The sequence below is a fragment of the Streptomyces sp. NPDC041200 genome, from assembly GCF_055591805.1.
Genome location: NZ_JBVIZF010000002.1, coordinates 222,327 through 249,176, shown reverse-complemented (window position 1 = coordinate 249,176; position 26,850 = coordinate 222,327). Strand labels below are relative to the sequence as shown.

Annotated in this window: 32 protein-coding genes and 1 pseudogene; 15 read left to right on the top strand and 18 right to left on the bottom strand. The window is 70.2% G+C overall.

Annotated elements, in window-relative coordinates; all coding sequences use genetic code 11:
* Positions 1 to 6 precede the first annotated feature (6 nt).
* Positions 7 to 1,770 carry a phosphomethylpyrimidine synthase ThiC gene (gene thiC, locus ACZ6CL_RS06230; protein WP_468931799.1) on the bottom strand — a complete coding sequence of 588 codons (1,764 nt, stop codon included), beginning with the start codon at positions 1,768 to 1,770 and terminating at the stop codon, positions 7 to 9.
* 178 nt (positions 1,771 to 1,948) lie between these two features.
* Here thiC and ACZ6CL_RS06225 point away from each other — a divergent pair, with 178 nt between their 5' ends.
* A complete protein-coding gene (locus ACZ6CL_RS06225; protein WP_468931798.1) occupies positions 1,949 to 3,370 on the top strand; it encodes a YibE/F family protein in 1,422 nt (473 codons plus the stop codon).
* A 29-nt stretch (positions 3,371 to 3,399) separates the two neighbouring features.
* Here ACZ6CL_RS06225 and ACZ6CL_RS06220 read toward each other — a convergent pair whose 3' ends face one another.
* The 3 genes from ACZ6CL_RS06220 to ACZ6CL_RS06210 form a co-directional block, all read right to left on the bottom strand.
* Complete coding sequence (locus ACZ6CL_RS06220; protein ID WP_468931795.1) at positions 3,400 to 3,834, bottom strand: SsgA family sporulation/cell division regulator; 435 nt, start codon at positions 3,832 to 3,834, stop codon at positions 3,400 to 3,402.
* Between the two features lie 372 nt (positions 3,835 to 4,206).
* Positions 4,207 to 4,419, bottom strand: a complete 213-nt coding sequence (locus ACZ6CL_RS06215; protein WP_385443286.1) for a DUF5326 family protein — start codon at positions 4,417 to 4,419, stop codon at positions 4,207 to 4,209.
* A 147-nt stretch (positions 4,420 to 4,566) separates the two neighbouring features.
* Complete coding sequence (locus ACZ6CL_RS06210) at positions 4,567 to 4,884, bottom strand: cupin domain-containing protein (protein ID WP_468931793.1); 318 nt, start codon at positions 4,882 to 4,884, stop codon at positions 4,567 to 4,569.
* Positions 4,885 to 4,950: 66 nt separating this feature from the next.
* On the opposite strand from ACZ6CL_RS06210, the gene ACZ6CL_RS06205 reads away from it, so the two are divergent.
* From ACZ6CL_RS06205 to ACZ6CL_RS06185, 5 genes are all read left to right on the top strand, one after another.
* The gene (locus tag ACZ6CL_RS06205; protein ID WP_468931790.1) at positions 4,951 to 5,331 is read left to right on the top strand and encodes a phage holin family protein; all 381 of its coding nucleotides are present in this window, start codon (positions 4,951 to 4,953) and stop codon (positions 5,329 to 5,331) included.
* A gap of 24 nt (positions 5,332 to 5,355) precedes the next feature.
* Positions 5,356 to 5,901 carry a low molecular weight protein-tyrosine-phosphatase gene (locus ACZ6CL_RS06200; RefSeq protein WP_468931788.1) on the top strand — a complete coding sequence of 182 codons (546 nt, stop codon included), beginning with the start codon at positions 5,356 to 5,358 and terminating at the stop codon, positions 5,899 to 5,901.
* Positions 5,898 to 7,028: a cystathionine gamma-lyase gene (locus ACZ6CL_RS06195; RefSeq protein WP_468931785.1), complete on the top strand. Its 1,131-nt coding sequence runs from the start codon at positions 5,898 to 5,900 to the stop codon at positions 7,026 to 7,028. The genes ACZ6CL_RS06200 and ACZ6CL_RS06195 overlap by 4 nt, the downstream gene beginning before the upstream one ends.
* A 221-nt stretch (positions 7,029 to 7,249) precedes the next feature.
* Entirely contained in the window at positions 7,250 to 8,146 is an 897-nt protein-coding gene (locus ACZ6CL_RS06190) for a LysR family transcriptional regulator (protein WP_468931782.1), read from the top strand.
* A gap of 60 nt (positions 8,147 to 8,206) precedes the next feature.
* On the top strand, positions 8,207 to 8,695 hold the full coding sequence (locus ACZ6CL_RS06185) for an NUDIX domain-containing protein (RefSeq protein ID WP_468931778.1): 489 nt from the start codon (positions 8,207 to 8,209) through the stop codon (positions 8,693 to 8,695).
* 50 nt (positions 8,696 to 8,745) lie between these two features.
* Here the strand turns inward: ACZ6CL_RS06185 and ACZ6CL_RS06180 are convergent, their stop codons facing one another.
* The 3 genes from ACZ6CL_RS06180 to ACZ6CL_RS06170 form a co-directional block, all read right to left on the bottom strand.
* Positions 8,746 to 9,624, bottom strand: coding sequence for a pyridoxamine 5'-phosphate oxidase family protein (locus ACZ6CL_RS06180; protein WP_468931775.1), 879 nt, complete (start codon positions 9,622 to 9,624; stop codon positions 8,746 to 8,748).
* A 49-nt stretch (positions 9,625 to 9,673) separates the two neighbouring features.
* Positions 9,674 to 11,209, bottom strand: a complete 1,536-nt coding sequence (locus ACZ6CL_RS06175; RefSeq protein ID WP_468931773.1) for a globin domain-containing protein — start codon at positions 11,207 to 11,209, stop codon at positions 9,674 to 9,676.
* 351 nt (positions 11,210 to 11,560) lie between these two features.
* Positions 11,561 to 12,193, bottom strand: coding sequence for an HAD family hydrolase (locus ACZ6CL_RS06170; protein ID WP_468931771.1), 633 nt, complete (start codon positions 12,191 to 12,193; stop codon positions 11,561 to 11,563).
* Positions 12,194 to 12,303: 110 nt separating this feature from the next.
* Between ACZ6CL_RS06170 and ACZ6CL_RS06165 the strand changes: the two genes are divergently transcribed.
* The 3 genes from ACZ6CL_RS06165 (at position 12,304) to ACZ6CL_RS06155 (ending at position 13,913) form a co-directional block, all read left to right on the top strand.
* Positions 12,304 to 12,828, top strand: coding sequence for a DUF2269 domain-containing protein (locus ACZ6CL_RS06165; protein ID WP_468931768.1), 525 nt, complete (start codon positions 12,304 to 12,306; stop codon positions 12,826 to 12,828).
* Between the two features lie 142 nt (positions 12,829 to 12,970).
* Positions 12,971 to 13,435: a MarR family winged helix-turn-helix transcriptional regulator gene (locus ACZ6CL_RS06160; RefSeq protein ID WP_468931766.1), complete on the top strand. Its 465-nt coding sequence runs from the start codon at positions 12,971 to 12,973 to the stop codon at positions 13,433 to 13,435.
* A gap of 22 nt (positions 13,436 to 13,457) precedes the next feature.
* Positions 13,458 to 13,913 (top strand): GNAT family N-acetyltransferase, encoded by a 456-nt coding sequence (locus ACZ6CL_RS06155; RefSeq protein ID WP_468931764.1) that lies wholly within the window; start codon positions 13,458 to 13,460, stop codon positions 13,911 to 13,913.
* 21 nt (positions 13,914 to 13,934) lie between these two features.
* Here ACZ6CL_RS06155 and ACZ6CL_RS06150 read toward each other — a convergent pair whose 3' ends face one another.
* The gene (locus tag ACZ6CL_RS06150; RefSeq protein WP_468931763.1) at positions 13,935 to 15,326 is read right to left on the bottom strand and encodes a serine hydrolase domain-containing protein; all 1,392 of its coding nucleotides are present in this window, start codon (positions 15,324 to 15,326) and stop codon (positions 13,935 to 13,937) included.
* A gap of 99 nt (positions 15,327 to 15,425) precedes the next feature.
* On the opposite strand from ACZ6CL_RS06150, the gene ACZ6CL_RS06145 reads away from it, so the two are divergent.
* Positions 15,426 to 15,869, top strand: a complete 444-nt coding sequence (locus ACZ6CL_RS06145) for a MerR family transcriptional regulator (RefSeq protein WP_468931760.1) — start codon at positions 15,426 to 15,428, stop codon at positions 15,867 to 15,869.
* A 14-nt stretch (positions 15,870 to 15,883) separates the two neighbouring features.
* Entirely contained in the window at positions 15,884 to 16,246 is a 363-nt protein-coding gene (trxA, locus tag ACZ6CL_RS06140) for a thioredoxin (RefSeq protein ID WP_468931757.1), read from the top strand.
* 109 nt (positions 16,247 to 16,355) lie between these two features.
* Here trxA and ACZ6CL_RS06135 read toward each other — a convergent pair whose 3' ends face one another.
* The 3 genes from ACZ6CL_RS06135 to ACZ6CL_RS06125 all read right to left on the bottom strand — a co-directional run bounded on the left by ACZ6CL_RS06135 (position 16,356) and on the right by ACZ6CL_RS06125 (position 18,339).
* Entirely contained in the window at positions 16,356 to 17,027 is a 672-nt protein-coding gene (locus ACZ6CL_RS06135) for a class I SAM-dependent methyltransferase (protein WP_468931754.1), read from the bottom strand.
* A gap of 81 nt (positions 17,028 to 17,108) precedes the next feature.
* A complete protein-coding gene (locus ACZ6CL_RS06130; RefSeq protein WP_468931751.1) occupies positions 17,109 to 17,711 on the bottom strand; it encodes a class I SAM-dependent methyltransferase in 603 nt (200 codons plus the stop codon).
* An 82-nt stretch (positions 17,712 to 17,793) separates the two neighbouring features.
* Entirely contained in the window at positions 17,794 to 18,339 is a 546-nt protein-coding gene (locus tag ACZ6CL_RS06125) for a winged helix-turn-helix domain-containing protein (protein WP_468931749.1), read from the bottom strand.
* Positions 18,340 to 18,452: 113 nt separating this feature from the next.
* On the opposite strand from ACZ6CL_RS06125, the gene def reads away from it, so the two are divergent.
* A complete protein-coding gene (gene def, locus ACZ6CL_RS06120; RefSeq protein ID WP_468931746.1) occupies positions 18,453 to 19,028 on the top strand; it encodes a peptide deformylase in 576 nt (191 codons plus the stop codon).
* A 53-nt stretch (positions 19,029 to 19,081) separates the two neighbouring features.
* On the opposite strand, the gene ACZ6CL_RS06115 is transcribed toward def, so the two are convergent.
* A complete protein-coding gene (locus ACZ6CL_RS06115) occupies positions 19,082 to 20,020 on the bottom strand; it encodes a quinone oxidoreductase family protein (protein ID WP_468931743.1) in 939 nt (312 codons plus the stop codon).
* An 82-nt stretch (positions 20,021 to 20,102) separates the two neighbouring features.
* Here ACZ6CL_RS06115 and ACZ6CL_RS06110 point away from each other — a divergent pair, with 82 nt between their 5' ends.
* Positions 20,103 to 20,582, top strand: a complete 480-nt coding sequence (locus ACZ6CL_RS06110; protein ID WP_468931741.1) for a MarR family winged helix-turn-helix transcriptional regulator — start codon at positions 20,103 to 20,105, stop codon at positions 20,580 to 20,582.
* 127 nt (positions 20,583 to 20,709) lie between these two features.
* On the opposite strand, the gene ACZ6CL_RS06105 is transcribed toward ACZ6CL_RS06110, so the two are convergent.
* Positions 20,710 to 21,147, bottom strand: a complete 438-nt coding sequence (locus ACZ6CL_RS06105) for a hypothetical protein (protein ID WP_468933371.1) — start codon at positions 21,145 to 21,147, stop codon at positions 20,710 to 20,712.
* Positions 21,148 to 21,372: 225 nt separating this feature from the next.
* Positions 21,373 to 21,576: pseudogene (locus ACZ6CL_RS06100) on the bottom strand (helix-turn-helix domain-containing protein); the annotation flags it as partial.
* 1 nt (position 21,577) lies between these two features.
* On the opposite strand from ACZ6CL_RS06100, the gene ACZ6CL_RS06095 reads away from it, so the two are divergent.
* The gene (locus tag ACZ6CL_RS06095; RefSeq protein WP_468931738.1) at positions 21,578 to 22,078 is read left to right on the top strand and encodes a hypothetical protein; all 501 of its coding nucleotides are present in this window, start codon (positions 21,578 to 21,580) and stop codon (positions 22,076 to 22,078) included.
* Between the two features lie 219 nt (positions 22,079 to 22,297).
* On the top strand, positions 22,298 to 22,651 hold the full coding sequence (locus tag ACZ6CL_RS06090; protein ID WP_468931735.1) for a VOC family protein: 354 nt from the start codon (positions 22,298 to 22,300) through the stop codon (positions 22,649 to 22,651).
* A gap of 83 nt (positions 22,652 to 22,734) precedes the next feature.
* Here ACZ6CL_RS06090 and ACZ6CL_RS06085 read toward each other — a convergent pair whose 3' ends face one another.
* The 4 genes from ACZ6CL_RS06085 to dnaB all read right to left on the bottom strand — a co-directional run bounded on the left by ACZ6CL_RS06085 (position 22,735) and on the right by dnaB (position 26,534).
* A complete protein-coding gene (locus ACZ6CL_RS06085) occupies positions 22,735 to 23,544 on the bottom strand; it encodes a helix-turn-helix domain-containing protein (RefSeq protein WP_468933279.1) in 810 nt (269 codons plus the stop codon).
* A 535-nt stretch (positions 23,545 to 24,079) separates the two neighbouring features.
* Positions 24,080 to 24,493, bottom strand: a complete 414-nt coding sequence (locus ACZ6CL_RS06080) for a hypothetical protein (RefSeq protein WP_468931733.1) — start codon at positions 24,491 to 24,493, stop codon at positions 24,080 to 24,082.
* A gap of 38 nt (positions 24,494 to 24,531) precedes the next feature.
* Positions 24,532 to 24,834, bottom strand: a complete 303-nt coding sequence (locus ACZ6CL_RS06075; RefSeq protein ID WP_468933276.1) for a hypothetical protein — start codon at positions 24,832 to 24,834, stop codon at positions 24,532 to 24,534.
* A 206-nt stretch (positions 24,835 to 25,040) separates the two neighbouring features.
* A complete protein-coding gene (dnaB, locus tag ACZ6CL_RS06070; protein ID WP_468931730.1) occupies positions 25,041 to 26,534 on the bottom strand; it encodes a replicative DNA helicase in 1,494 nt (497 codons plus the stop codon).
* Positions 26,535 to 26,850: the final 316 nt, after the last annotated feature.

The following is a 26,850-nucleotide window of genomic DNA, read 5'->3' as shown; positions in this document are numbered from 1 at the left end:
CCGGGATCAGTCGGCGATCGGCAGATAGACCCGGTTGCCCGCGGCCGCGAACTCGCGTGACTTCTCCGCCATTCCGGCTTCCGCTTCCGCCTCGTCCATCGCGGCGCCGTGTTCGCGCCGGATGTCGTGGCTGATCTTCATGGAGCAGAACTTGGGCCCGCACATGGAGCAGAAGTGCGCCGTCTTGGCGGGCTCCGCCGGGAGCGTCTCGTCGTGGAAGGCGCGCGCCGTGTCCGGGTCGAGGGCCAGGTTGAACTGATCTTCCCAGCGGAACTCGAAGCGCGCGTCGGAGAGCGCGTCGTCCCAGGCCTGGGCGTCGGGGTGGCCCTTGGCCAGATCGGCTGCGTGGGCGGCGATCTTGTAGGTGATCACGCCGGTCTTCACGTCGTCGCGGTCCGGCAGCCCCAGGTGCTCCTTGGGGGTGACGTAGCAGAGCATCGCCGTGCCCCACCAGGCGATCATCGCGGCGCCTATCCCTGAGGTGATGTGGTCGTAGGCGGGCGCGACATCCGTGGTGAGGGGGCCCAGGGTGTAGAAGGGGGCCTCCTCGCAGATCTCCTGCTGGAGGTCGACGTTCTCCTTGATCTTGTGCATCGGGACATGGCCCGGGCCCTCGATCATCGTCTGGACGCCGTGCTCCTTGGCGATCCGGTTGAGTTCGCCGAGCGTGCGCAGCTCCGCGAACTGCGCCTCGTCGTTGGCGTCGGCGATGGATCCGGGGCGCAGTCCGTCACCGAGCGAGTAGGTGACGTCGTACGCCGCGAGGATCTCGCACAGCTCCTCGAAGTGGGTGTAGAGGAACGACTCCTGATGGTGGGCCAGGCACCAGGCGGCCATGATCGAGCCGCCTCGGGAGACGATGCCGGTCTTGCGGCGGGCGGTCAGGGGGACGTACGGCAGCCGTACGCCCGCGTGCACCGTCATGTAGTCGACGCCCTGCTCGGCCTGTTCGATGACGGTGTCCTTGTAGACCTCCCAGGTCAGCTCCTCGGCCTTGCCGTCGACCTTCTCCAGCGCCTGATAGAGCGGCACGGTGCCGATCGGCACCGGGGAGTTGCGCAGCACCCACTCGCGGGTGGTGTGGATGTTGCGGCCGGTCGAGAGGTCCATGACCGTATCGGCGCCCCAGCGGGACGCCCAGGTCATCTTCTCGACCTCCTCCTCGATGGACGAGGTGACGGCGGAGTTGCCGATGTTGGCGTTGACCTTCACCAGGAACCGCTTGCCGATGATCATCGGCTCGATCTCGGGGTGGTTGACGTTGGCGGGCAGCACGGCCCGGCCCGCCGCGATCTCCTCGCGGACCACTTCGGGGGAGACGTTCTCGCGGAGCGCCACGTACTCCATCTCCGCGGTGACCTCGCCCCGGCGGGCGTACGCGAGTTGGGTGACGGGGGCGCCGTCGCGGGACCGGCGGGGCTGGCGGGGCCGTCCGGGGAAGACCGCGTCGAGGTTGCGCAGGCCCCCGCGTGGCGCGGTGTGTTTGATGCCGTCGTCCTCGGGCCGGGCCGGACGGCCGGAGTACTCCTCGGTGTCGCCGCGGGCGACGATCCAGTTCTGCCGCAGCGGCGCGAGGCCACGGCGGACGTCGGTGTCGATGTGGGGGTCGGTGTACGGGCCGGACGTGTCGTACAGCGTCACGTCCTGGCCATTGGTGAGGTGCACGCGGCGCACCGGGACCTGGATGTCCGGGCGGGAACCCGTGACATATCCCTTATGCCAGCCGAAATCGCCAGCGTTTTCGCGCGTGTGTGCATCCTGCTGAGTCATGAGACCCACTCCCTACGCCGGCATTACCCGGTAACAGGTTCAGCGGTCGGCGCAGCTCTCGAGTCAGCGCCCTCTCAGCCCGGTGCTCCGAGCTCCCGCGATTGCAAAGGTGCCCCCACGCTAACGGTTTCCCCGCATACCTGAACAGGGGGCCTGCCGCTCTTGCGATGATGCGACGGTGACCGCGACACAGCAGGACCATCCGCCCGAGCAGCCCCACCCGTCCGGCCAGGCCCAGGGCCACTCCCACGGCCATGGCCACAGCCACGCCCACTCCCACGGCCCGGCCGCCCCCGTCTCCGCGCGCCTCCGCAAGGTCATCGCGGCGGTGCTCATCCCCTTCGCCGTCGCCGTCGTCGCCGGGCTGGTCGCTCTGTGGCCGGGCGGCCCCGAGCACACCACGCAGGGCCGCAGCGGGCTCGGTTTCGACCAGGAGACGGTCGCCGGGCGGGTGGTGAAGGTGGAAGAGGTCAACTGCGCCGACGTCAACGCGCAGCCGCAGGCACCCACCGAACCGGGCCAGCAGGGCGGCGCCCCGGCACCCGGCGGCGGCGCGCCCGGGGGCAGCACCGGAGGCGGAGCGGGCGGCGGCAAGAGCGTCTGCGAGAAGGCCACCATCGAGGTCACCTCGGGCAAGGACAAGGGCCGTACGTTCCCCGAGATCGTCCAGCCGAACGCCTCACGGAAGCTCAGCGCCGGGCAGGAGCTGAAGCTGTCGTACGCGCCCAAGGCACCGAAGAACCTCCAGTACTCGGTCTCGGACGTCGACCGCTCGTTCCCCATGGCCCTGCTCGCCGGGGTGTTCGCGCTCGTGGTCGTGGCCGTCGGGCGGCTGCGCGGCATCTTCGCGCTGGTGGCGCTGGCCATCAGCTTCGGGGTACTGACGCTGTTCATCCTCCCGGCGATACTGCAAGGCTCGAATCCGCTGGTGGTCGCGGTCGTCGGGGGCAGCGCGATCATGCTGCTCGCGCTCTATATGTGCCACGGGCTGAGCGCCCGGACGTCGGTCGCCGTGCTCGGCACCCTGGTCTCGCTGCTGCTGATCGGCGTGCTCGGCTCGCTGTTCATCGGCTGGGCCTCGCTGACCGGCAACACCGACGACCAGACCGGTCTGGTGCACGGCCTCTATCCGGACATCGAGATCAAGGGTCTGCTGCTGGCAGGGGTGATCATCGGTTCACTGGGCGTGCTGGACGATGTGACGGTCACCCAGACCTCGGCGGTGTGGGAGCTGCGGGAAGCGGACCCCTCGACGAGCCGCCGGAAGCTCTACGCGGCCGCGATGCGCATCGGGCGGGACCACATCGCGTCCGTCGTGAACACCCTGGTGCTGGCGTACGCGGGCGCCTCGCTTCCGCTGCTGCTCCTCTTCTCGATCGCGGACAGCGGAGTGGGAACGGTGGCGACGAGCGAGATCGTCGCGGAGGAGATCGTCCGCACGCTGGTGGGCAGCATCGGGCTGGTCGCCTCGGTGCCGGTGACCACGGCGCTGGCCGTGCTGGTGGTCTCCGCGGACCACGCGCACGCGCCGGAGGACGGCACGGCGGCGAGCGGGGGCGGACGGGGCCGGGGGAGGCGCCGCCGGGCACGCGCACGCTGAGCGCGCCACCGCGAGCGGGCGCTTCGGCGCTACGCGTAGCGGTCCTCGGCCAGGATGCGGTCCAGTTCGGCGTCGAGGTCGTCGACCGGATCGCAGGCCGCGGGCTCCTCCCCGAACGGGACGAGCCGGTCCGTACGGTCCAGGAACGCCACCAGCGGCGCCGCCCCGGCCCGGAACAGGGCTCTCTCGGACCCGACCTGCAGTCTGATGAACACGTCCGAGAGCCCTTCGGGCGAGGCCGGTGCGATCCGCACGTCGCCCTCGCCGGAGGGTTTGCTGAGGCCGTCCAGCAGCAGCTCACGGGCGAAGGCCCAGCTCACCGGCGCGTCGCCGGGCAAGTGGAAGGTGATCTCGACCGCGTAGGGATCGCCGCTGTCGTACGACAGCTCGACCGGGATCCGGAAGGACAGTTCCTGCGAGACCAGAAAGGTCATCGTCACTTCCGCCTGGACTGTGTCACGCATGTCACGCATCGTTCGCCGCCCCGGGTAGTTCAGACTTGGCCGACTCTGGAGCGTAGCGACTCGATTGCGGGGCGGAGTCGCTTTGCCTCATGTGAGGGAACGGAAATGGCCAGTGTTGCCGTGGTGGAACCCACGGGGCCGGGCGACGCCGGCCCGGTGCGCGGGCGATCAGGGCCGCTTCAGCGGCCGTGTCGATGTTCGCTGTCGTCAACAGGCACCCCCGGGGTGTTGTTGCGAGGCAGACGCCGAGATGGGGAACGTCGCGGACTCGCACTCTAACCACAGTGGTGCCGTGGGGCCGATGTTTGGCTCCGCCGTATCCCTCGCGCGGCGTACCCGCCGCGCGGAGTCGGGGTCACCCGTCGCGCGGGGTCACCAGTCGCGCGACGAGGACGAGGTGAACTTCCGTACGACGTAGATCAGACCGCCGATCAGCGCCACCAGCACCAGTGCCTTGAAGAGCAGGCCGATGACGAAGCCGACCACGCTCATGATCATCCCGCCGAAGACGGCGAGGACGAGAACCGGCACCGCGATCCATGTCACCCACCACGGCAAGCCCCGGAATATGTCCTTCGCGGCCACGTCTGCTCCTTGCTCTCTCCTGGCTGGCGGGGCCGGCCTTACGGCACCGGCCCCTGCCCTCGATGCTAGGGCGGAGAAGAAGCGGACGGAGGGCTTCCATCCCCCGTCCGTCCCTGACCGGACCCGTAGGGGACCGGAGCGCTGCCGTCAGCTTTCCGGGGGAGAGAACACCACCATGACCCGCAGATCCTCGGTGATGTGGTGGAACTTGTGCGCCACGCCCGCCGGTACGTACACCACGCTGCCCCGCGCCACCTGGGTCGTCTCCATGCCCACCGTGATCGACGCCCGGCCGCTCATCACCAGGTACACCTCGTCCTGGCCGTGCGCCGACTGCGGGTCGGTCTGGCCCGCGTTCAGCGCGTAGAGCCCGACCGACATGTTCCGCTCACGCAGGAACTGCAGATACGCGCCATCGTTCGCGGCCCGCTCCGCCTCCAGCTCGTCCAGCCGGAACGCCTTCATTCGCCTCTCCACCCCTGCCTGCCATGCCCCTGCCCGTCCCCGGGCCTGTCTGCGACGATCTCAACCATGAAGAATTTGCTCGTCAAGACGCTCGCCAACGCCGGCGCCCTCGGCGTCGCCATCTGGCTGCTCAAGGACATCACGCTGACCGGTGAGAACACCGGACGTCAGACGATCACCCTCATTCTCGTCGCCCTGCTGTTCGGTGTGGTGAACGTGGTGGTGAAGCCGGTCGTCAAGCTGCTGGCATTTCCGCTGTTCATCCTGACCCTCGGACTGATCACCCTGGTGATCAACGCCCTGATGCTGCTGCTGACCTCCTGGCTGGCCGGGCAATTGGATCTCAGCTTCCACGTCGACGGCTTCGGCGCCGCCTTCCTCGGTGGCCTGATCGTTTCCATAGTCGCCTGGGCGCTGCACGTCGTCCTCCCCGATGACAAGGACTGACCGCGGCCGGGAATGATGACAGGTATGAGAGCCCCGTCGCCTTATCGTGTCTGCTTCGTCTGCACCGGCAACATATGCCGGTCGCCGATGGCCGAATCCATCGTCCGCGCCCATGCCGGGGACGCCGGATTCGACGGCCTCGTCGAGTGGGACAGCGCGGGCACCGGCCCCTGGCACGAGGGCGACGGGGCCGACCGCCGCGCGATCGCCGTGCTCACCGACCACGGCTATGAGCAGGATCACATCGCGCGGCAGTTCCAGCCCGCGTGGTTCGACGGCCTCGATCTGGTGATCGCGCTGGACAGCGGCCATCTGCGGGAGCTGCGCGCCTTGGCGCCCACCCCACGGGACGCCGCGAAGGTGCGGCTGCTGCGCTCCTATGACCCGGACGCCTCCCCGGACGCACCGGGCGGTCTGGACGTACCGGACCCCTACTTCGGCGGGACGGACGGCTTCGAGGAGGTCCTGGAGATGATCGAGGCCGCGAGCGGCGGACTGCTGGACGCGGTCGCCGAGGCCCTCGACGGCGCGTCCGAGGCATCTGACACATCTACCGAGGAGCGCGTATGACCGGCGACGGCACCCGAGCCGTACGGGCGGGACTACCCGAGGCCGAGCCTTACGAACCGGCGCTGCCCGGACCGGTCTTCGCCGCGCACTACCACCTCCCCGGCGACGCCTCCGGCCCCTTCGCCTACGGCCGCGACGCCAACCCCACCTGGTCCCGGCTGGAGCGGGCGATCAGCGAACTGGAATCCCCGGACGACGACGCCGAGACCGTCGTCTTCGCGTCCGGCATGGGCGCGCTCGCGGCCGTCCTCCTGTCCCAGCTGCGGCAGGGCGACACCGCCGTCCTGCCGTCCGACGGCTACCAGCTGCTCCCGGCGCTCAGCGAGCGGCTGCGGAGCTTCGGTGTCCGGGTACGCACCGCCCCGACCGCGGGTGACGCCCAGCTGACGGCCCTGGACGACACCACCGGGCTGCTGTGGCTGGAGACCCCGTCCAACCCCGGCCTCGACGTGTGCGACATCCGCGGGCTCGCCGACGCCGCGCACGCGCGCGGCGCGCTGGTCGCCGTCGACAACACCCTCGCCACCCCGATCGGCCAGCGCCCCCTGGAGCTGGGCGCCGACTTCTCCGTGGCGAGCGGCACCAAGGCGCTGACCGGCCACGGCGATGTCCTGCTCGGCTACGTGACCTGCCGCGATCCGGAGCTGGCCGCCGCCGTACGCGGCTGGCGCAAGACGGTCGGCGCGATCCCCGGCCCCATGGAGGCCTGGCTCGCCCACCGCTCCCTGGCCACCCTCCCGCTGCGCGTCGACCGGCAGGCCAGCACCGCCCTCGCGCTCGCCGGGGCGCTGCGCGACCGGCCCGACGTCACCGGGGTGCGCCACCCCGGGCTGCCGGACGATCCCGCGCACCCGGTCGCGTCCGGGCAGATGCGCGGCCGCTTCGGCTGTGTGCTGTCCTTCACCCTGCCCGGCAAGGAGCACGCGGAACGATTCCTCGCCGCGCTGCGGCTGGTCGACGACGCCACCAGCTTCGGCGGCGTGCGCTCCACCGCCGAGCGGCGCGGCCGGTGGGGCGGCGACGCGGTCGCCGAGGGCTTCATCCGCTTCTCGGTGGGCGCGGAGGACCCGGACGATCTGATCGCGGATGTGCTGCGCGCGCTCGATGAGGCGCGCGACACCGTGTGAAGGCGGCCGAAACTCGCCGTATCGCCCGCGCGCGGGTACGCCTGACGGGCGTCTCAAGCCTCCCCCCTCGTGGCTTGAGACGCCCCGGTTCTTCTCGTGGAGAACCGCTTGAACAAGGCTAGTTGACTCAGCGTCAGTGTCCAATCACAGTAGCGACATGGACCTATCGGCATATTTATAGTTGGCATGCGGCGGGGGTGCGTCGACGCGAGGGGAACCGCATGGATCTGGCCCTCTTACGCACGTTTGTCACGGTGCACCGCGCCGGGTCCTTCACCCGCGCCGCCGCGCTGCTCGGACTCTCCCAGCCCGCCGTCACCGGCCAGATCCGCACCCTGGAGCGGCAGCTCGGGCGGCCGCTGTTCCTCCGTACGGCGCGCGGGGTCATCCCCACCACCGTCGGCGAGGAGCTGGCCCACAAGACCGCCCCGCACCTCGACGCGCTCGTGGAGATCACCGAGGCCGGGCTGGACGACCACTCCGCGCTGCGCACCCTGCACCTCGCCGGTCCCCCGGAGTTCACCGCGCTGCGCGCCCTGCCCGCGCTCACCACGCTCGTCACCCAGGGGCTCGCGCTGCGGTGCGCGTTCGGCAGCTCCGAGGAGCTGTTCAAGGGGCTCGGGGCGGGCCACCACGACCTGGCCATCAGCACCGCCCGGCCGCGCGGCCGCCCGCTGGCCGCCACCCCGCTGTGCGACGAGGAGCACGTGCTGATCGCGTCGCCGCGCTGGGCGGCCCGGCTCGGCGGCTCCGCGGTGCTCCAGGTCAAGGGCGCGAGCGCGCTGGAGGCGCTGCCCGTGGTCGAGGTGCACGAGACCCTGCCGCTGGTCAGCCGCTACTGGTCGGCCGTCTTCGATACCCGCCCGGTCACCTCCGGCACGGTCATCGCCCCCGATCTGCGGGCGGTGCTGGCGTGCGTCGCGGAGGGGGCGGGGCTCGGCGTGCTGCCGCGCTATCTGTGCATGGACGCCCTCGACGCCGGGGAGGTGGTGGCGCTGCTCAACCCGCCGGTGCCGCCGCTGCGCACCTACTTCCTGGTGGTGCGGACGGGCGGGCTCGCGGTGCCGCACGTCGCCCGGGCGCACGAGTGGCTGCTGCGCGCCGCTGTGGACTGGTGAGCCCCTGTCCACTGATGAGTATGGGGTTTCAGCCGGGGACGGCTGCGGCAGATGTCCTGCATGACCGAACGACCCGTGGTCAAACGCACCGCCCGCGCCATCCTGCTCGACGGCGGCGCCGACCCGCGGATGATCCTGATCAAGCGGACCAAGCCCGGTGAGCAGCCCTACTGGATCACCCCCGGCGGCGGTGTGGAACCCGAGGACACCACCGTCGTCGAGGCCCTGCACCGCGAGGTGGACGAGGAGCTGGGCGCGAAGGTGACGGACGTGGTCCCCGCCTTCGTCGACACCGTCCCGCACCCGGAAGGGGAGGTCCAGGGCGGCGTCAAGGTGCAGCACTTCTTCGTCTGCCGACTCGCCTCGATGGACCTCAGCAGGCGGCACGGTCCGGAGGTGGAGGAGCCCTGCGGGGAGTACGACGTGGTCCGGATCCCGTTCACCCGCGAGGGGATCGCCTCCATCGGGATGGTGCCGCCGTCGCTGCGCGCCTACCTCGACGCCAACATCGAGGGCGTGCTCGCCCTGCTCGCGGACGACCTAGGCTAATCAGCCTCGATCAGCCTTGATCAGGGACGATCGACCGTGATCAGCGTCGGTCAGCGGAACCAGCCGCTGAACGGCTGCGGACCCTTCTGAGCCGCCCGCCGACGAGCCTCGGCGAGCACCCGCTCCGCCTCCTGCAGCCACTCGTCGGGACGCGCGGCAGGGGGCGTACGGCGCCGCTCGCGCGCCTCGGCGGCGGCACCGAAGAAGTCGCCGCCCTTGCGCTTCACGTCGTCCGTCCCCCAGGCCTGCCCCTGCTCCGGGACACGGGGCTGGTCGGTGCCCGTGCCGTCCTCGGCGCGGGCGCGCCGCCGGGCGGGCACCTTCTGCAGATGGGGGATGTGCTTGGCGCAGTGGATGTACGCCTCCTCGACGGCCACCTCGACCCAGACGACCGCACGGCGGCCGGGCACCGGGTCGACCGGCAGACCGGGGTGGCGGGCACGCATCGCGTCGTCGTCGACCACCCGGGCGCGGCCGTTGACGTGCAGCCCGATGCGGTCGCGGAAGAAGTCGACCATGAGGATGCCGAGGTGCGGGTTCTCCTCGATGTTGCCGAGGCTGGCCAGCACGCCGTTCCCCCGGTATTCGGGGTAGGTGAGGGTGCGTTCGTCGAGCACGCGCAGAAAGCCGGGCGGCCCGGCCCGGAAGGTGCTGTCGCACTCCCCGTGCCGGTCGGCGGTGGCCAGGAAGAACATCTCCTGGCGTGCGATGAACTCCCGCATCCGGTCGTTGAGGTGGTCCAGCACCTGCTCGTCGTAGAAGCGGTCGGCGCGGTCGGCCGTGCCCAGCCGCTGCTGGAGGAGGTGCTCGCCGTCGCTCCCCGGACGGCCCGTGCGCTCGGCTCCCTCCAGCCCCTCCAGCCTCTCCAGACGCTCCGTACGGTGGCCGGGTGCCGGCGCGGCCGCCCGCTCGTGCCCGACGTCGTCCACAGTCCTTTGTCCCCGTTCTGAAATCGCCGTCTGTCTGTAGCGTTTCTGCCTACTCCGCCGCCGCCATCAGCTCTTCGATCGAGTCGTGCCGTATGCGGTGCGACGGGACACCGACGCCCATCAGCGCGTCCACGCCGCTGCGGATCATTCCGGGCGGGCCGGAGAGATAGGCGTCGAACGCGTTCCACGGGCCGTACTGCCGCACGGCGTCGGGAAGTCTGCCGCTGAGCCCGCTCGTCGGACCGTCGGAGACCACCGGACGGACCGAGAGCCAGGGGTGCCGCTGGGCGAGCCGCAGCATGGTGTCGATGTCATAGAGGTCGTGGTCGCTTCGGGCGCCGTAGAAGACCTCGACCGCCCGCTGGCGGCCGTGCTCGGCGACGTCCTCGACCAGCGCCTTGATCGGCGCGATACCGGTGCCGCCGCCCAGGCACAGCAGCCCGTTGTCGGTCGAGTGGTCGACCGTCATCGACCCGGCGGGCGGCCCCAGCCGGATCACATCACCGGGACGGGCGCGGTGCACCAGCGCGGAGGAGACCCAGCCCGCCGGTACCGCCTTCACGTGGAAGGACAGCAGCCCGTCCGGGCGCGGCGCGGAGGCGAAGGAGTAGTGCCGCCACACCCGCGGCCACCAGGGGGTCTCCAGCGAGGTGTACTGGCCCGCGAGGAAGGGGTACGGCTGGTCCGGGCGGACGGTGACGACGGCGATGTCGGCCGTGCGCGACTCGTGCCCGACGACCTCGGCCTGCCACCAGGCGGGGGCGCGCAGCTCGTCCTCGGCCGCCGCGTCGATCATGATCTGGGAGATCGCGGTGTAGGCCCGGACCCATGCCGCCTCGGCCTCGTCGCTCCAGGTGTTGGTCGCGTACCGGGTGAGCGCGGCGAGCAGGCACTCGCCGACGGCCGGATAGTGCTCGGGCTGGGTGCCGTACTTGCGGTGCCCCCGGCCGAGCCGGGAGAGGAAGTCGGTGAGGATGTCCGGGTCGTCGATGAGCCGGGCGGCGGTCAGGATCGCCTTGAACAGCCGGTCGCGCTGGGCGTCCATGGCGGCCGGGAAGAGCGGCCGCAGCTCGGGGTGCTGGACGAAGAGCAGCGCGTAGAAGTACGAGGTGACCTTGTCGCTCACCGGCTCGATCTCGGCCATGGTGCGGCGCAGCAGGATCGCGTCGGGCGAGGCGGTCTCGGGCGCGGTGAAGACGGATTCGGCGGCCGGGCGCGCGCCCTGCGGGGCCGGTGCCTCATCGGGCCGCTGATGCTCCTCGCGCCCGGACGCGGGCGGCACGGCGGACGCGGGGGCGCCGGGGGAGGCGGGCGGCACGGCGGAGGCGGGCGGCACCGCGGACGCGGGGGGTATCGGGGACGCGGGGGCCGGTGCGGGGGGCGCCGAGCGGCGCTCCGCCTCCGTACCGGCCCGGCGTATCGGGCTCACCGGGCGGGCGGCCGCCCCGTCGTCGTCCGCGCCGTCCGTTTCGGGGGAACGGGGCTGGTCATCGGCGCGTTTCCTGCTCGGGGTGAACCAACCCCAGTCGCCACTGTTTCCCCCGCCGTCGTTACCGGCCGACGATGTGGTGGTCGGAGCGTCCATGGTTGCCTCGCCTCGAACATCTTTCTGTCGGTCTTCGCACTTCCGCTGGCGGAATGTGCCCGCAATTCCCCGCTCTGGTCGACTGGTTCACGTGAGATTGGTCCTGTCGGCCCGCTCCGTACTCTGTTCCGGGCAGCATGCCACGCTCCTTCCGCACCCCGAGAACTTCACCCGAAGTCCGGGTAACAGGGGCTGTGTTCCCGATATGCTGGTTGGAGCGGGTTGCCCGGTTGTCGTCCCGTCACCGCTTCCCGGGACGGAACTGCCCCGACCCTACCGGGCCCGGATGAATTCACAAGCCCTACTGATGACGCATCCGTTACACCCGACAACGCACGTAATTACCCGTAGTTACGTGCAGTTACCCGTCAATTCGTAGGCCTCTCGGAGATCGTTCCCGCTATACCAGCTGGATGCGATTTCGCTCACATGGTGATCCGCGTTCACCGCGACCGAGAAGGGCACCACCGCGAACAGCTCGGCATCCGACATCGAATCGCCGTAAGCGACGCAGTCCGCCCTGGTCAACCCGAACTTCCCGCAGAGTTCATCGGCGATCCGCACCTTAGCGGCCGGGTTCAGGATGCCCGCGGGATCAAGCCGCTCCCGGAACGGCACCGACGGCCAGGCCGACCCGTGCGCCGCGTCCGCGCCCCAGTCCAGCAGCCGCTCCACGAAGAAGCCGGGCGAGAGCGAGATCACGGCGCACCGCTCGCCACGCGCCCGGATGTCCGCCCACACCTCCCGGATCCCCCTCAGCCACGGCGCCCCCTCGAACGCCGCCGCCACCTGCGCCTCCGTCAGCTCCCCCCACAGCGCACAGGCCCGTTCCGCGAACCGCGCGGGCGCCAGCCCGCCCGCAGCGAACTCCCGCTCCAGCTCCGCGATCTCCCGCTCCACGCCGAGCTGACGCGATATCTCGATGGCCGCGGCCGAACCGTGGATCAGCGTCCCGTCCAGATCGAACAGATGCAGTCTGGTCATGGGGATCGAGCGTAGAGGCAGCCGCACGCGGGAGCACCACACTCGGGAGTAGCCGCGGATACTCCCGCCGTCAGACGCGGCAGGCGGCCCGGGCGCGCGACCGTGAGCGCATGGAACAGCTGAAACGGCCCGTGCGCCGGGCCCTCCTCGTCGTGCATGTGGTCGTCTCCGTCGGCTGGCTCGGGCTGACGCTCGGCGTGCTGGCCCTGGGCATCGCCGGGGCCACGGCCGGGTCGGCCGAGGCCGCCGAAGGGGCGTACCGGTCGATGAACGTCCTCGGGGACTGGCTGCTCATCCCGGTCAGCCTGCTCTCCCTGATCAGCGGGGTGGTGCTGGCCCTCGGCACGCCCTGGGGCCTGGCCCGCTACCGCTGGGTCTACGTGAAGTTCTGGCTGACGCTCGTGACCACCGCCGCGACCGCCTTCGCGCTGCGCGCCCGGATCAACGCGGCGATGGCCGACGTCTCGGCGGGCCGGGCGGTCGGAGCGGCCACCGATCTGATCCTGGCACCATCGGTCAGCCTGTGCGTCTACGCCTTCCTGACCGCGATCTCGGTGGTCAAGCCGTGGGGCCTGACCGCACGGGGGCGGCGGCTGCGCGGCCGTCGGCCCATACCGCGCCGGGTGGCTGGATAGTTGCATACGCGGGCATTTTTGTCGGCAGGATTATCCTGGGAGCGACTCACCCGCCGACGCCTTCGAAGAAGCCGAAAGAATCGAAGGCGGGCGAGGAAACGAAGGCGGGCGAGGAAACGAAGGAAACCGAAGGGAAGGTTCCATGCCGGACGAGCCGCACGGCACCGCCGCCCCGCCGTCCGGGCAGGCCCTCGCCCAGGGCTGGTGCGCACTCTCCTCCCTGCACGGCCGCATCGAGGCGCACATCGAACGCGCGCTGCAGACCGGGCACGAGCTGAGTGTCCGCGAGTTCTCGGTACTGAACGTGCTCAGCGGCCAGCACGACGGCGACGGCGGGCATCTGCAGATGAAGCAGCTCGCCGACTCCGTCGTGCTCAGCCAGAGCGCCACCACCCGGCTGGTCACCCGGCTGGAAGACCGCGATCTGCTCTCCCGCTACATCTGTCCGGGCGACCGCCGCGGCATCTATACGAACGTCACCCCCGAGGGGCTGAAGCTGCTGGAGGAGGCACGTCCGACACACGACGCCGCCCTGCGCGAAGCGCTCCGGGAGGCCGCCCTGCGGCCCGAACTGGCGCCTCTGGTAGCGGCCGTGGAAGGGCTGTGAGCGGCCGCGTAGGCTCGCGGGCGTGACCGACTTCGAGATCCGGCGCGCGACCGCCGAGGACATATCCGCGATCGTCGCCCTGCTCGCCGACGATCCCCTGGGCGCCCAGCGGGAGTCACTGGACGACCCGGCCCCGTACCGGGCCGCGTTCGAGCGGCTGAGCCGGGACCCGAACCAGCAGCTCGTCGTCGCGGTCCGGGACGGGCGTACGGTCGGCACCCTCCAGCTCACGGTGGTGCCCGGGCTCTCCCGGCGCGGCGCCACGCGCTCGATCATCGAGGCCGTCCGCATCCACGCCGACGAACGCGGCAACGGCCTCGGCACCGAGCTGATCCAGTGGGCGGTCGAGGAGTCGCGCCGCCAGGGCTGTGCGCTGGTGCAGCTCACCTCGGACGCGACCCGCATCGACGCGCACCGCTTCTACGAGCGGCTCGGCTTCGAGGCCAGTCACCTCGGCTTCAAGCTGCCGCTCGGCTGACCGGGCGCGCGCCGCGACGGGCTACCGCGGGCCGGGCCGCCAGCCGTCCGGGTCGACGCCCCCGGGCACCGCGCCCTCCGGGGCGTACGGCTCCCGCGTCAGCACGAAGGTGCCGAGGTCGAGATGGCCGGGCGCACCGTCCCCGCGCCCCGCGACCACGCGCAGCGTCTCCCCCGCGTAGTAGCCGTCGAGGCCCGTCCAGGTGCCGTCCGGCTCGGCCCGGAAGCGCGCGCCGCGGCCCGCTCCGGAGACCGGCGACAGCTCCAGGCCGCGGTCGGCACGCAGCCGCAGCAGGAAGGGCGTCGGCCCCCAGTACCAGGGCCCGGTCAGCGCCAGCAGCGCCGGATCGGCCTCGGGCAGCGGCCGCCAGGGGGCGGGGATCGGCGGCTCGTGCTCCGCCGTGATCCGTACGAGGTCGGCGGCGACGGAGCCGACGGAGGGCCCCGAGGTGACGTTGGCCAGCGCGATCCCGGCCAGCCGGTCGTCCGCGCTGACCCACAGGGTGGCCAGGAAGCCGGGCATGGAGCCGCCATGGCCGAACAGGAACCGGCCCTCGCGCCGCCCGAGCTGCACCCCGAGGCCGTAGCCGCCGTCCCAGTCCCGGCCCTCGGGCGGGGCGGCGGGCATGCGCATCTCGGTGAGCGTGGCGGCGCCGAGCACCCGCTCGTCCCCGTCCAGCAGGAAGGCGGCGAAGCGGGCCAGGTCGGCGGCGGTCGACCACAGCTGTCCGGCGGGCGCCATCCGACCGGTGTCCTCGGCGGGTTCCGGCAGCAGCGCATCCGCCCAGGGGTGAACGGCCCAGCCCCCGGCGTGCGGAGCGCGCGGCTCCGTGGACGTACGCGTCATCCCCAGCGGCTCCAGCACCTCGCGGGCGAGGACGTCGGCCCAGGCCGCGCCGCGCAGCCGCTCGACGAGCGCGCCGAGCAGGGCGAAGCCGGTGTTGGAGTAGTGGTGACGGCGTCCGGCGGGGTGCACGAGGGGGCGCTCGCCGAAGATGTCCGCCGTCTCGGGGCGCAGCGCGCCCGGTGTGCGCTCCCACCATGGGCCGCGCGCCTCGGCGGCCAGCCCCGCGGTGTGGGCGAGGAGCTGGGCGATCGTGGCGCCCTCCGCCTCGGGCACCTCCAGATGCTTGGCCAGCGGATCCCCGAGGTCCAGCAGCCCCTCGTCGCGCAGCCGCATCACCAGCACCGCGGTGAACATCTTGGTCAGCGAACCGATCCGGTACTGGGTGTCGGCGTCGGGCAACTGCCCGTCCGTACCGCCCCGCGCTCCCGTCCACACCAGCTGTCCCTCCCGCATCACGGCCCCCACCAGGGACGGCGCCCGGCCCTCGGACTGGCCGACGGCGACGCGGTGGAGCAGGGCACGGCGGGTGGCGGGCAGCAGCTCCGCGAAGTCCTCGGATGCGGTCATGCCCGCACCCTACGGGCCGGATTCCGTGCCGTCAGCGGCATTTCAGGCGATCGGAACGACTCTGGCCTTGACGTCGGCGGCAAGGTCTACGGTCGGGCCATGCGGATCGGAGAGCTGGCCGAACGGGCGGGTACCACCACCCGCACCCTGCGCTACTACGAGTCGATCGGGCTGCTGCCCGCGCGGCGCACGGGCAACGGGTACCGGGCGTACGACGAGGACGACGTCCGGCTGGTCCGGCAGATCCGCACCCTGCAGGACTTCGGCTTCGGGCTGGAGGAGACCCGGCCGTTCGTGGAGTGTCTGCGCTCCGGCCATCCGGCCGGTGACTCCTGTCCGGCGTCACTGGAGGTCTACCGGCGCAAGCTGGCCGAGCTGGACGACTGCATCGCGCGGCTGAACGACGTACGGCGGCAGGTCGGGACACAGCTCGCCCAGGCGGAGCGGGCCCGGGCGGCGCTGGAGGCGGCGGCGACGGCGCCCGGCGGGGCACCGGAGCCGCGCTGCGAGCTGACACCAGACATAAAGGACATAGGTGAATAGAAGGGATGAACAAGATGACACGGACTCAGACCGGGCCTCGGACCGGGACTCGGACCGGGGAAGTGCCCGCGGTCACGGACGCCACCTTCGCCGAGGAGGTGCTGACGGCCGGGCTGCCGGTGCTCGTGGACTTCACGGCCGCCTGGTGCGCGCCCTGCCGCATGATCGCGCCGGTGCTGGCCGAGATCGCCCGGGAGGAGGGACACCGGCTGAAGGTGGTCCAGCTGGACGTGGACACCAACCCGGAGACGACGGCGGCGTACGCAGTGCTCTCGATGCCGACCCTGATGCTGTTCCGGGCGGGCGAACCGGTGCGGTCGATGGTCGGGGCCCGGCCCAAGCGGCGGCTGCTGCGAGAGCTGGCGGACGTGCTCTGAGCCGCCGCCGGGCGGCGGGCCCTGACCGAGCGGCGGGCCCTGACCGAGCGGCGGGCCCTGACCGAGCGGCGGGCCCTGACCGGTCGGCGAGCCCCGGACCGGTCGGCCGCTACGGCGTTTCCGCGGGGCGCGCTTCCGGCTTACGGGCCAGGAGAAACGCCTGCGGAACCACCTCCCTGCCGTCCGGCTCGCGCACCTGCCGCGCCCGTACGGCGAACCCGGCCCCTTCGATCAGCGTGGCGATCCCGTCGGGCGACAGCCGGCGGAAGTCGAGCGACACGGGGTGGCCGAACGGCTCGGCCAGGTGCAGCGGCTCGTCGCCGACCTGGAAGGCGACCAGCAGATTGCCGCCCGGGGCCAGCAGCCGGTGGAACTCGGCCAGCACCGCGGGCATCCGCTCGGCGGGGGTGTGGATGAGGGAGTAATAGGCGACGATGCCGCCGAGCGCGCCGTCCGGCAGGTCCAGCCCGGTCATCGACCCCTCGTCGAACCGCAGCTCCGGATGCTCCCGCCGGGCCACCGCGAGCATCCCCGGCGACAGGTCGACACCGAAGACGTCCAGCCCGAGGCCGTGCAGATACGCCGTCACCCGCCCCGGACCGCAGCCGAGATCCGCGACCGGCCCGGCCGCCTCGCCCTCCTTCACCAGGTCGGCGAAGGCGCCGAGCATGGCCCGGTCCAGCGGCTTGTCGTCCAGCGGAGCCTTGAACATCTCCGCGTAGTCGTCAGCGATGGCGTTGTAGAAGGTCCGGGTGGTCAGCAGATCGCTCGGCTCGGTCATGGACGGGGAGACTAGCGCTCCGCGCTCCGTGATCCGTGCGGGGCGGCGGTTTCCGGACGGCCACGGACGGCCGCGGACGGCTTACCGCAGGCGCCGGGCGCGCAGGACGGTGTCGTGGGTGTGGGGGGTGCCGGGCGGGGCGGGAACGGTGCGCGGCCGGGTTTCGTCGACCAGGACCGTCCAGTCGCCGTCGAGTAGCCCGGCGATCTCGTGGGGCTGGTAGTAGTCGCCGGGGGCGATGCCGTTCTCCATGCGTTCGGGGAGGACGGCGAGGTCGTGGCCGACGTAGAGCAGGGTGCCGCCGGCGGCGACGGCGTCGAGCAGGCCGCGCAGCGCGGTGTGCTCCGGCTGGCGCAGGAGCGGGAAGTACTGGGCCGACACCAGGTCGAACGCGGCGGCCGGGGGTGGCGTCACGGTCAGGTCGGCTTGGGTCCACGCCACCTGGCCGGAGAGGTCCGGGGCAGTGGCGGCGGCGCGTTCCACCGCGGTGTGGGAGATGTCGGTCGCGGTGACCTGCCAGCCGCGACGGGCCAGCCAGATGGCGTCGGCGCCCTCACCGCATCCGATGTCGAGCGCTCGTCCCGGCACCAGGCCGGTGACCTCGGTGACGAGCACTCCGTTGGGGTTGCCGCTCATGATTTGGTCGGCGCTGCGATACATGTCGTCCCAGAACTGTGCGTCCATGCGCACACGGTGGCCGCCCATATGGCCACAAGACAAAGTTTTTCGCGGAAACAGCAAACGATGTGCCCCGCCCGACCGCTCCTCAGCCCCCGTCCGTGCCGTCCGGGGTATGGGGAAGGAGCGGGAAGAGCCGGGCGATGAGGGCCACCGGCCGAGCGTCCTCGGGGCGGGCCAGGGGGCGTTGTTCGCGGTCCTGGTAGGGCGCGAGCGTCCGCCGGATGACGTCCGCGACCCGGCTCATCTCGTCGGGCGTCAGATAGGCGACGGCGCTGAAGGCCTCGTCGTGGCGCCATGCGGGAGGCGCCTCGTCCCGCTGGGCCAGCCATCGCTGCCAGCTCTCGTCCTCCAGCCCCCTGGCCACCTCGCCGAACTGATCCTCCGCGCTCCCGGCGGCCGTGGCGGCGGGCTGCTGCCTCAACCGCCAGGGACGGGCCCGGCCGCCGCTGTGGGGGGCCTCCTCGATGTACCCGTGGCGCGCGAGCTGCCGCAGATGAAACGAGCAGAGCCCGGAGCTGTAGCCCAGCCGGGAGGCGGCTTCGGTCGCCGTGACGGTGCCGACCTCGCCGAGCAGGCCGAGCAGATCGGTGCGGACGTGATGGTCGCGCAGGCTGACGTCATCTTCAGTCACTTTGCAAAGCCTGCTACTTTGCAAAGCACTTGGCAAGCACGGTCATGCGGCGAGCACGGTCATGCGGCAGGCACAGTCATGTGGCAAGCAGCGTGCGAAAAGGGGAGACCACCATGGAACAGGGCTCGGTTCGCAGGATCACGGTGGTGGGCGAGGAGGTGCTGAGCCGTCCGTGCCAGGAAGTGACCGCGTTCGGGACCGCGGAGCTGTCGGCGCTGATCGACGACATGTTCCTGACCATGTACGTGGCCGACGGCGCCGGTCTGGCCGCCAATCAGGTGGGGGTCGACGCGCGGCTGTTCGTGTACGACTGCCCGGACGACGAGGGCGTCCGGCATGTCGGCCACGTCATCAACCCCGTTCTGGAACTGCCCGGTCCGGGCGCCCGCCGCCTCGTCGACGACATCGAGGGCTGCCTGTCCGTACCGGGCGCCGCCAAGGAGGTCCCCCGCACCGATCGTGCCGTCGTCCGCGGGTTCGACCAGGTCGGCGCCCCGCTGGTCATCGAGGGACGGGGGTACTTCGCCCGGTGCCTGCAGCATGAGACCGACCACCTCCTCGGCCACACCTACCTCGACCGGCTCTCTCAGCGGGACCGCAAGGACGCCCTGCGGCAGATGGAAGAGCGCCGCGAGGAGGTCTTCGCGCGGCGCGCGCTCAAGGCCGCCGACCTGGCACCGCGCCTGTAGGACCTCGCCACCCGTGCCATAGCCACGCGTTTCCCGATGAGTCAGCTTCACCGTCAGGGCAGCAGGATGACCTTGCCGAGGTTGGCGCGGGCTTCGACGATCTCGTGCGCTCGTGCCGCGTCAGCCAGCGGAATGCGGGCGTGGACGACCGGCTGCAACTGTCCGGACATGGTCAGCTTCCACAGCGCCTCGCCATGCTGGTCATAGAGTGCGCGCTGAGTGTCGGCAAACCTCGCCATGGTGAGCCCGGTGATGGTTTTCGATCCTGCCAGGAGGTCGAAGGCGGGAACGGTGCCGCCGCCCGAGTTGAAGAAGACGAGTCGCCCGCCGGGTGCGAGGGCCGAGACGGCGCGTGGGAGGAGATCTCCGCCGACTCCGTCCAGGACGACGTCGACCGGCTTCCCCCAGTGCTCGCTGTCATAGGTCACGATCTCGTCGGCGCCCAGACCACAGAGGAACTCCGCCTTGGCGTTCGAGCTCACGGCCGCGACGACCCGTCCAATGCCCTGAAGCTTGGCCAGTTGGACCGCGAGATGCCCCACTCCGCTCGCGGCGCCCGTGATGAGGACCGACTCGCTTCCCAGGGGGCGGGCCGTGGCGAGGGCAGCGAGGGCGACGTGTCCACTGCGCACCAGCGCGACGGCCTGGACGGCGCTCGCTCCGTCCGGTATGCGGCTCGCCATGAAGCCGGGGACGATTGCGAGTTCGGAATACGAGCCGCCGCTGAAAGTGAGCGACGTGACGCGGTCGCCGACCGCGAAATCCGTCACGTCCCGGCCGAGTGCGATCACCGTTCCGGCGACCTCGCCTCCAAGGACTCCCGGTAGCGGCGTCCTGCCGCCTTCTCCGCGCACCTTGCGCACGGAGGGAAGGGTCACGCCGATGGCTTCCGTGCGAACCAGCAGGTCCCCAGGGCCGGGCTCGGGGGCCTCCGCGTCTTCGACGCGGAGCACTTCCGGACCGCCGTACTCATAGAAGCGGACCCGCCGCATGCACACCTCCGGGTCATTGGGGGGCCCAACGATAACGAAAGGTCGTAGGGAGCCCCAATGATTTACTGGTTAGCCTGGCCCCATGTCCGAGACCACCCGCGCTCCCGCCCGCATCCGCTCCCTCCCCAGCTGGCTCCTGGGCCGTGCCGCAGCTCGGGGCCACCGGCTCGTCGCTGAAGCCCTGGCTCAGGTGGGCATGCGGATGATGCACCATGCCGTCCTGTCGGCCGTCGCCGAACTCGGCCCCGTATCGCAGGCCGAGCTGGGCCGCAGCCTGAGCATCGACCCCAAGGACATGGTCGCGATCCTCAACGACCTCCAGAACGATGGCCTCGTGACCCGCGCGCCGGACGCCAAGGATCGTCGCAAGAACGCCATCGCCCTTTCGCCGAGCGGGAAACATCGCCTGCTTCGGACGGAGCAACTGGGCCGTGAGGCGAACGATGAACTGACCGCTGCCTTGACGCCTGCCGAGCGGACCCAGCTCATGGATCTCCTCGCACGCATAGTCCAGCCGGAAGAGCCCTGCGCTGAAACCGGCCCAGGCGGACCTGCACTGTAGGTTCCCAGCGCCCGTGTCCTCTGCCGACGCTGTGACCTGGGCCTTCTCTTGGTGTCTCACACCATGTCATCCGCTGGCGTGTCTCGACTCCGTGTCAGGTGGAGGAGCACCCGCAGACCGGCCGGGCTCAGCGGGCGAAGCGTCGAGCGATGCCCAGCGCTCCGAAGTGGACGGTGGCGCCTGCGAGTCGGGCGCGGATGAGGACGCCGGCGGTTCGGACGGTGATCATGGCCAAGACCATGAGGACGAAGGCGGTGCCGTAGGTGGCGGCCGGAACCTGGTGCTGGATCGAGAACGTCGCGAGGGCGTGGGTGAACCAGTGGGTCGAGCCGTAGGCGAAGCCGAGGCGCATGGCCATCGCGGCCGTCCATAGTGCGGCGTAGGGCCAGCCTGCGACGGTGACCAGGCGGGAGTCGGCCGGGTCGCGGTGGACCTGGATCAGGGCGACCGAGGCCAGGCCGAACAGCAGGCCGAGTGCGAGCCCGGCCGCCTCGATCAGGTGGGCCGTGCTTCCGGAGAAAATCTCCTTGAGGTACTTGAAACCGACGCCCGCGACGATTCCCACGGGCAGTAGCAGCCGCCTGGCGTCCGGACGCCGTGTGCCGAAACGGCCGCAGCGCCGTAGGCGACATCGCCAAGCGCACCGGCCTGGCCCAAAGCCGCGTCTCCACCCCTCCACCAACTCCTCGTCGCCGGCCGCGCACAGCGCCGGTTTCCGGACACGGTCACCCCCTGAACCGCTCGGTATCCCCCCTGAGCTGACCGCGTCGGCCACGCGTTTCCCGAACGGGGTGGGCTTCATGAGTCGTCCGCGTTCGGTGCGTTCGAGGAGGGACCGCCCGAAGTCGCGCTCGAGACGGGCGATCTGGTTGGTGAGGACGGACGGGCCGATACCGTTGGTGCGGGCTGCCGGACCGATCGTGGGGTGGTCCAGGGCTGCTGCGAAGCGTTCGAGTCGCTGGCGACCGTTGGGGCTGGCGAGGGCGGCCTGCAGGATGCCGGGGTTGCTGGGTCGCTTGCTCGGGTCCGCGGAGGGCTGCGTTGTGGCTGGCTCCGCCGCGAAGTACTCCAGGGGCGGTGACGCTGCTGCCCGCAGGAATTCAGCGCCAACGGGGTTCCTGGTGTCACCGGTGCCGTCTTCCTTCTCCCAGGTCATCCAGATGTCCGAGCGTGACGGCTTCGAGCCCCACGAGAGCAAGAGGGACTTGCGCCAGGTCGGACTCAGTTTGCGAGACGAGGGCGATCGGCTCCGGGTGCTGGCGCGTGTGGAGCCGTTGTTCGGATTGCCGCCGCGCCCGCGGCGCCCGCCAGCGGTGCGTCTGGTCTCGGGGCAGTGGGTCCGTTGGCAGTTGAACTATCGGTTCAGTAGCGCCGCCGGAATACGGGACTGGTCGTACTGGCTCGACACGTTCAACGTTGCCTATGGGCCCGTCGACCCGAACGTCTTCCTGTCGGAGCCGACCGTTCTGGTCGATGAGTGCGGTCCTGTTCGATAGCCGTCCGTCGGCGATCGGCTGGTCATGGGTTCTGCCTGAAGGCGGGCGGCGAGGTGGTGTCCCCTGGAGTGGTGTAGCAGCGATCACTTCTCGCGACTTGCTGCTACCACATCGCGCTACTACACCGCTCTGCGGGACACGATCCGCACACCGGACCGGCGGTCGACGGCAGTCACCCTCAGCCCTGGCAGCCAGCCGACCCTGTTTATGCTCACGCCCATGGCACTCGAATGGGAACAGATCATTGTCGACTCCTCCGACCCCATCGCCCTCGGGCGCTGGTGGGCCGAGGCTCTCGACTGGGTAGTGGTCGACGAATCCGAGGAGATCATCGAGATCCGGCCTGAGCCGGACCAGATGCCGGGGCTGCTCTTCGTGCCTGTCCCCGAGGGCAAGACGTCGAAGAACCGGCTCCACCCCGACTTCCGCCCCGACGACCAGGAGGCCGAGGTCGCCCGGCTGCTCTCCCTCGGTGCCCGGCGCGCCGACACCGTGCAGGACGAGCAGCACTGGGTGACCCTCCTCGACCCGGAGGGCAACGAATTCTGTGTCCTGGGTGAGCGGAAGAGCTGAGCGGGGCCGGGCAGCCGTTCGGGCGGAGGTGCCGGACGGTTTCGCCCACCCGCAGGTGCCCCAGCCGCTGTTCGCCGACCCGGCTACACCACTAAACGGGACATGACCGGCGGCGACGAGGCGATAGGCATGCCGGTCTCGATGGTGTTGCCGCCTAGTCGAGCGCCTTCGATGTCGGTCAGAGCTTCCATCACGGCTTGTCCGGCCTGGGTGGGGCGGAGTGATTCGCCCCGGCGGGGGCGGATGTAGAGCTGGACGTCCAAATCCCTTTCCAGGGCATCGAACTGGGTGTAGAGGACCGAGCGGGCGGTGCCGAGATGGCGTGAGGCCTCGGCGAGGGTGCGATATTCCATCGCTGCTCGAAACCGCTGAAGGCGGCCCCAGCAGCGCCGATCTGTGAGGGCCGGCCTGATCAGCGGCGGTACTGAGTCGAGTTCCGTTTGGCTCACGGCCCGGCGTCCGCCGCGTGGACGGAGTTCGATGCCCGTGGCCCGGAGATGGCGTGTCAGCGTCGTTGGGCTCATGTCCAGCTCGGTTGCGATGCTGGCCAGGGTCCGGGCCTGCCGGATGTACTGCTCTCGGAGCCACGGCTCATCGACGATCGGCTTCCTCGATGGCTCTCGGCTAGCGATGAGGCCGGACTGATTTGGTCGGCCGGGCAGGCAGAGTCCTGCGGCAAGGTCTGCTGGGGGCTCCCAGGTCAGCGGTTCGTCGATGCCCAATCCCCGTAGGTAGTCCTCGCCGTACTCGTCGGGAGCTCCCAGCAGGGCGGCGGTGATCCGGAAGGGAACCACCGCGACGCCTCCCGCCTCCTCGGCGGTCGTGATCCGGAACGACGTTGGCGCCTGCCGGAGATCATTTCCGGTGATGCGCTGATAGAGGTAGCGGCGCACAGACAGCAACCGCGCTTCCTGTCCCGGGTGGACACCGGTCTGTGTGCAAATCGAAACCCAGTCATCAGCGGGCAAGAGGCCTTCACCCGTCAGCCCGCGTCGACGTTGGTAGTCGATGGGGACAGGCTGGGTGTCCAGGTAGTCGGCGATCTCGCAGAGAGCGGTGAGGACTCCGTCGTGGCCCTGTTGGGCAAGCTCGGCGAGCGTGTACCTGTAGGTTCTCGCGGTTCATGTCGGATGCCGCCGTCGTGACCTGCGCGTTCTCCCTGCGTCTCACGCCATGTCGGACGCTGGCGTCTCAACTCCGTGTCGTGCTCTCGACGGTCCGCTGCGTTCGGCGCGAACCGTCGAGCCTCTGACCTGGGCTGTCTCACGGTCGATGTCGTATCCGACATCCATCCGACATCGACCGTGAGAATCCGACACGAAATCTGAGAACCTACACAACTGTAGGGTCTCGCGGCTCGTGTCATAGAGGACAGCTCTGACCAGCGGGTCTCTGGACTGTCTCAGCCCATGTCCGCGTGCCCGTGTCTCAGTTCCGTGGCATTTCCTTGTGGACGCCTTCTGCAACCATCCGCTCTGCCCACTCCCGCTGGGTCATGGCTTGCCCAATGCGGCTGACGACGTCCTTCTTGAATGCCGCGTCCAGAGTCTCCGGGATCTTGTCGAAGGTGTCGGGAAGGATGTCGAGCAGACCCCAGATCTGTTCGCCGGTGCTGACGGTCAGCAGCAGCTGGCACCTCCACTGTGGCGATACCTCCGGACGGTGGCGAAGCCGGTGCACGAGTGTCGGGAACAGGTAGTGCGTCGCTTCCGCAGAGAGGTGCTCTTGGAGCCAGTCGACCGGGAGCCGCTGGCTGAAGCGGCATGTGGCGGCCTCCCGTTCCAGGTCCAAGAGCTGAGTGGTGTCGACGGCTCGGACGGTGCGGGGAAGAGTCGGTGCCATGTCGAGATGATGCCAAAAGGCCCCCGAGGGCCGAGAGGTCAGCTGGGCCGGGATGCGATCTGCCGACGGGCAGTACCCCAGACTTCCTCGAACTCCTCGGAAGTCAATTGCTCGGGGTGGTGGCCTTCCCATTCTGAGACGGGCAGCTCGGCTGTGATCCCGAACCTGTTGTCGTACTGATCGAGGCGGCCTGCGTCGTGGGCCTGCTGCCATTCGTCGAGGGAGGCGGCTGCGATCGGTATCAGCTCGGGCCCTTGGAGTTCGACCTGCCGAGTCACCCATCCTTCGGCGTCGATCTCGAAGTAGAACCAGACGTCTTCCTCGTCCCAGTAGCAGCGCATCCACGTCGTCACCAGGCCATGATGCCGGGCCAGCCCACGAGCTACGCTGCCAGGAAGCCGATTTGGCATAGTCCGCCTTACGCTGGGATCAATACAACGAGTGAACGGCCTGACCAGCCACTCTCAGAATCGTGTCCGATCTGCCACCGAGTGGCCATCGACTGTGAGATTAGGACACGGATCTTGAGACCCTACAACAACCGGGATCAGGTCTGAGCCATGTCCACGAAGCGGGAGTAGTGGCCCTGGAAGGCGACGGTGATGGTGGCCGTCGGGCCGTTACGGTGCTTGGCCACGATCAGGTCGGCCTCCCCCGCGCGCGGGGACTCCTTCTCGTACGCGTCCTCGCGGTGCAGCAGGATGACCATGTCGGCGTCCTGCTCGATGGAGCCACTTTCCCGCAGGTCCGAGACCATCGGCTTCTTGTCGGTGCGCTGCTCGGGACCACGGTTCAGCTGGGACAGCGCGATCACCGGGACCTCCAGCTCCTTGGCCAGCAGCTTCAGGTTTCGCGACATGTCCGAGACCTCCTGCTGACGGCTCTCGGGGCGCCGGGCACCGCCGGACTGCATCAGCTGGAGGTAGTCGATGACGACCAGCTGCAGGTCGCTGCGCTGCTTGAGCCGACGGCACTTGGCGCGGATCTCCATCATCGACAGGTTCGGGGAGTCGTCGATGAACAGCGGGGCCTGGGACACGTCCGGCATCCGCCGGGCGAGCCGGGTCCAGTCCTCGTCGGTCATGCTGCCGGAGCGCATGTGGTGCAGCGCCACCCGGGCCTCGGCGGACAGCAGACGCATCGCGATCTCGTTGCGCCCCATCTCCAGGGAGAAGATGACGCTCGGCATGTTGTTCTTGATCGAACAGGCCCGGGCGAAGTCGAGGGCGAGGGTGGACTTACCCATGGCGGGCCGGGCGGCGATGACGATCATCTGGCCGGGGTGGAGGCCGTTCGTCAGCGAGTCCAGGTCGGTGAAGCCCGTCGGCACCCCGGACATCTGTCCGCTGCGCGAACCGATCGCCTCGATCTCGTCGAGCGCGCCCTCCATGATGTCGCCGAGCGGCAGATAGTCCTCGCTGGTCCGCTGCTCGGTGACGGCGTAGATCTCCGCCTGGGCATTGTTGACGATCTCGTCGACGTCCCCGTCCGCCGCGTATCCCATCTGGGTGATGCGGGTACCGGCCTCGACCAGGCGGCGCAGCACGGCGCGCTCGTGGACGATCTCCGCGTAGTACTCGGCGTTGGCCGCGGTGGGGACCGACTGGACCAGGGTGTGGAGATACGAGGCGCCGCCGACCTTGGCGATCTCACCGCGCTTGGTCAGCTCGGCCGCGATCGTGATCGGGTCGGCGGGCTCGCCCTTCGCGTAGAGGTCCAGGATCGCCTGGTAGACCGTCTCGTGGGCGGGGCGGTAGAAGTCGTGGCCCTGGAGGACCTCCACCACGTCGGCGATGGCGTCCTTGGAGAGCAGCATGCCGCCGAGCACGGACTGCTCGGCGTCGAGGTCCTGGGGCGGGACCCGCTCGAAGCCGGACCCCTCCCACGAGCCGCCGCCGTCGCGGCCGCGGTCATGCTGGTCGTCACGGCCCCGGCCGCCCTCGCCGCGGCCTCCGCCCTCGCCCTTGCGGAAGCGGGGGGAGGGGAAGTCGGGCGGGCCGGAGTCCGCCCATGGGTCGTCCATGGGCTCGGGCACGCTCACCCCGCCACCTCCTCCCGTCCGCGGTACGGATCACTCCGCGACGCCTTCAGTCTTACGGCACGGCTACGACACACAGGGCGCCCGGCTTCCGCTCACGACGCGTCGAGTTCTGGTGGATTCGAGGCCGGAACAGATGGCGGGCGCCGGATAACGGTAGGCCTGTCGGGGCCACCGGCCAACTCGGTTATCCACAGGCCATGTGGATGATGCGATCCATCCTGTGGAGAAGTCGCGTGAACCTGTGCACGGGCCGGGGGACAGCGCTGTGGACAAACACACAATCACCCCAGCGCCACCGCCTTGACCTGCACTTTCT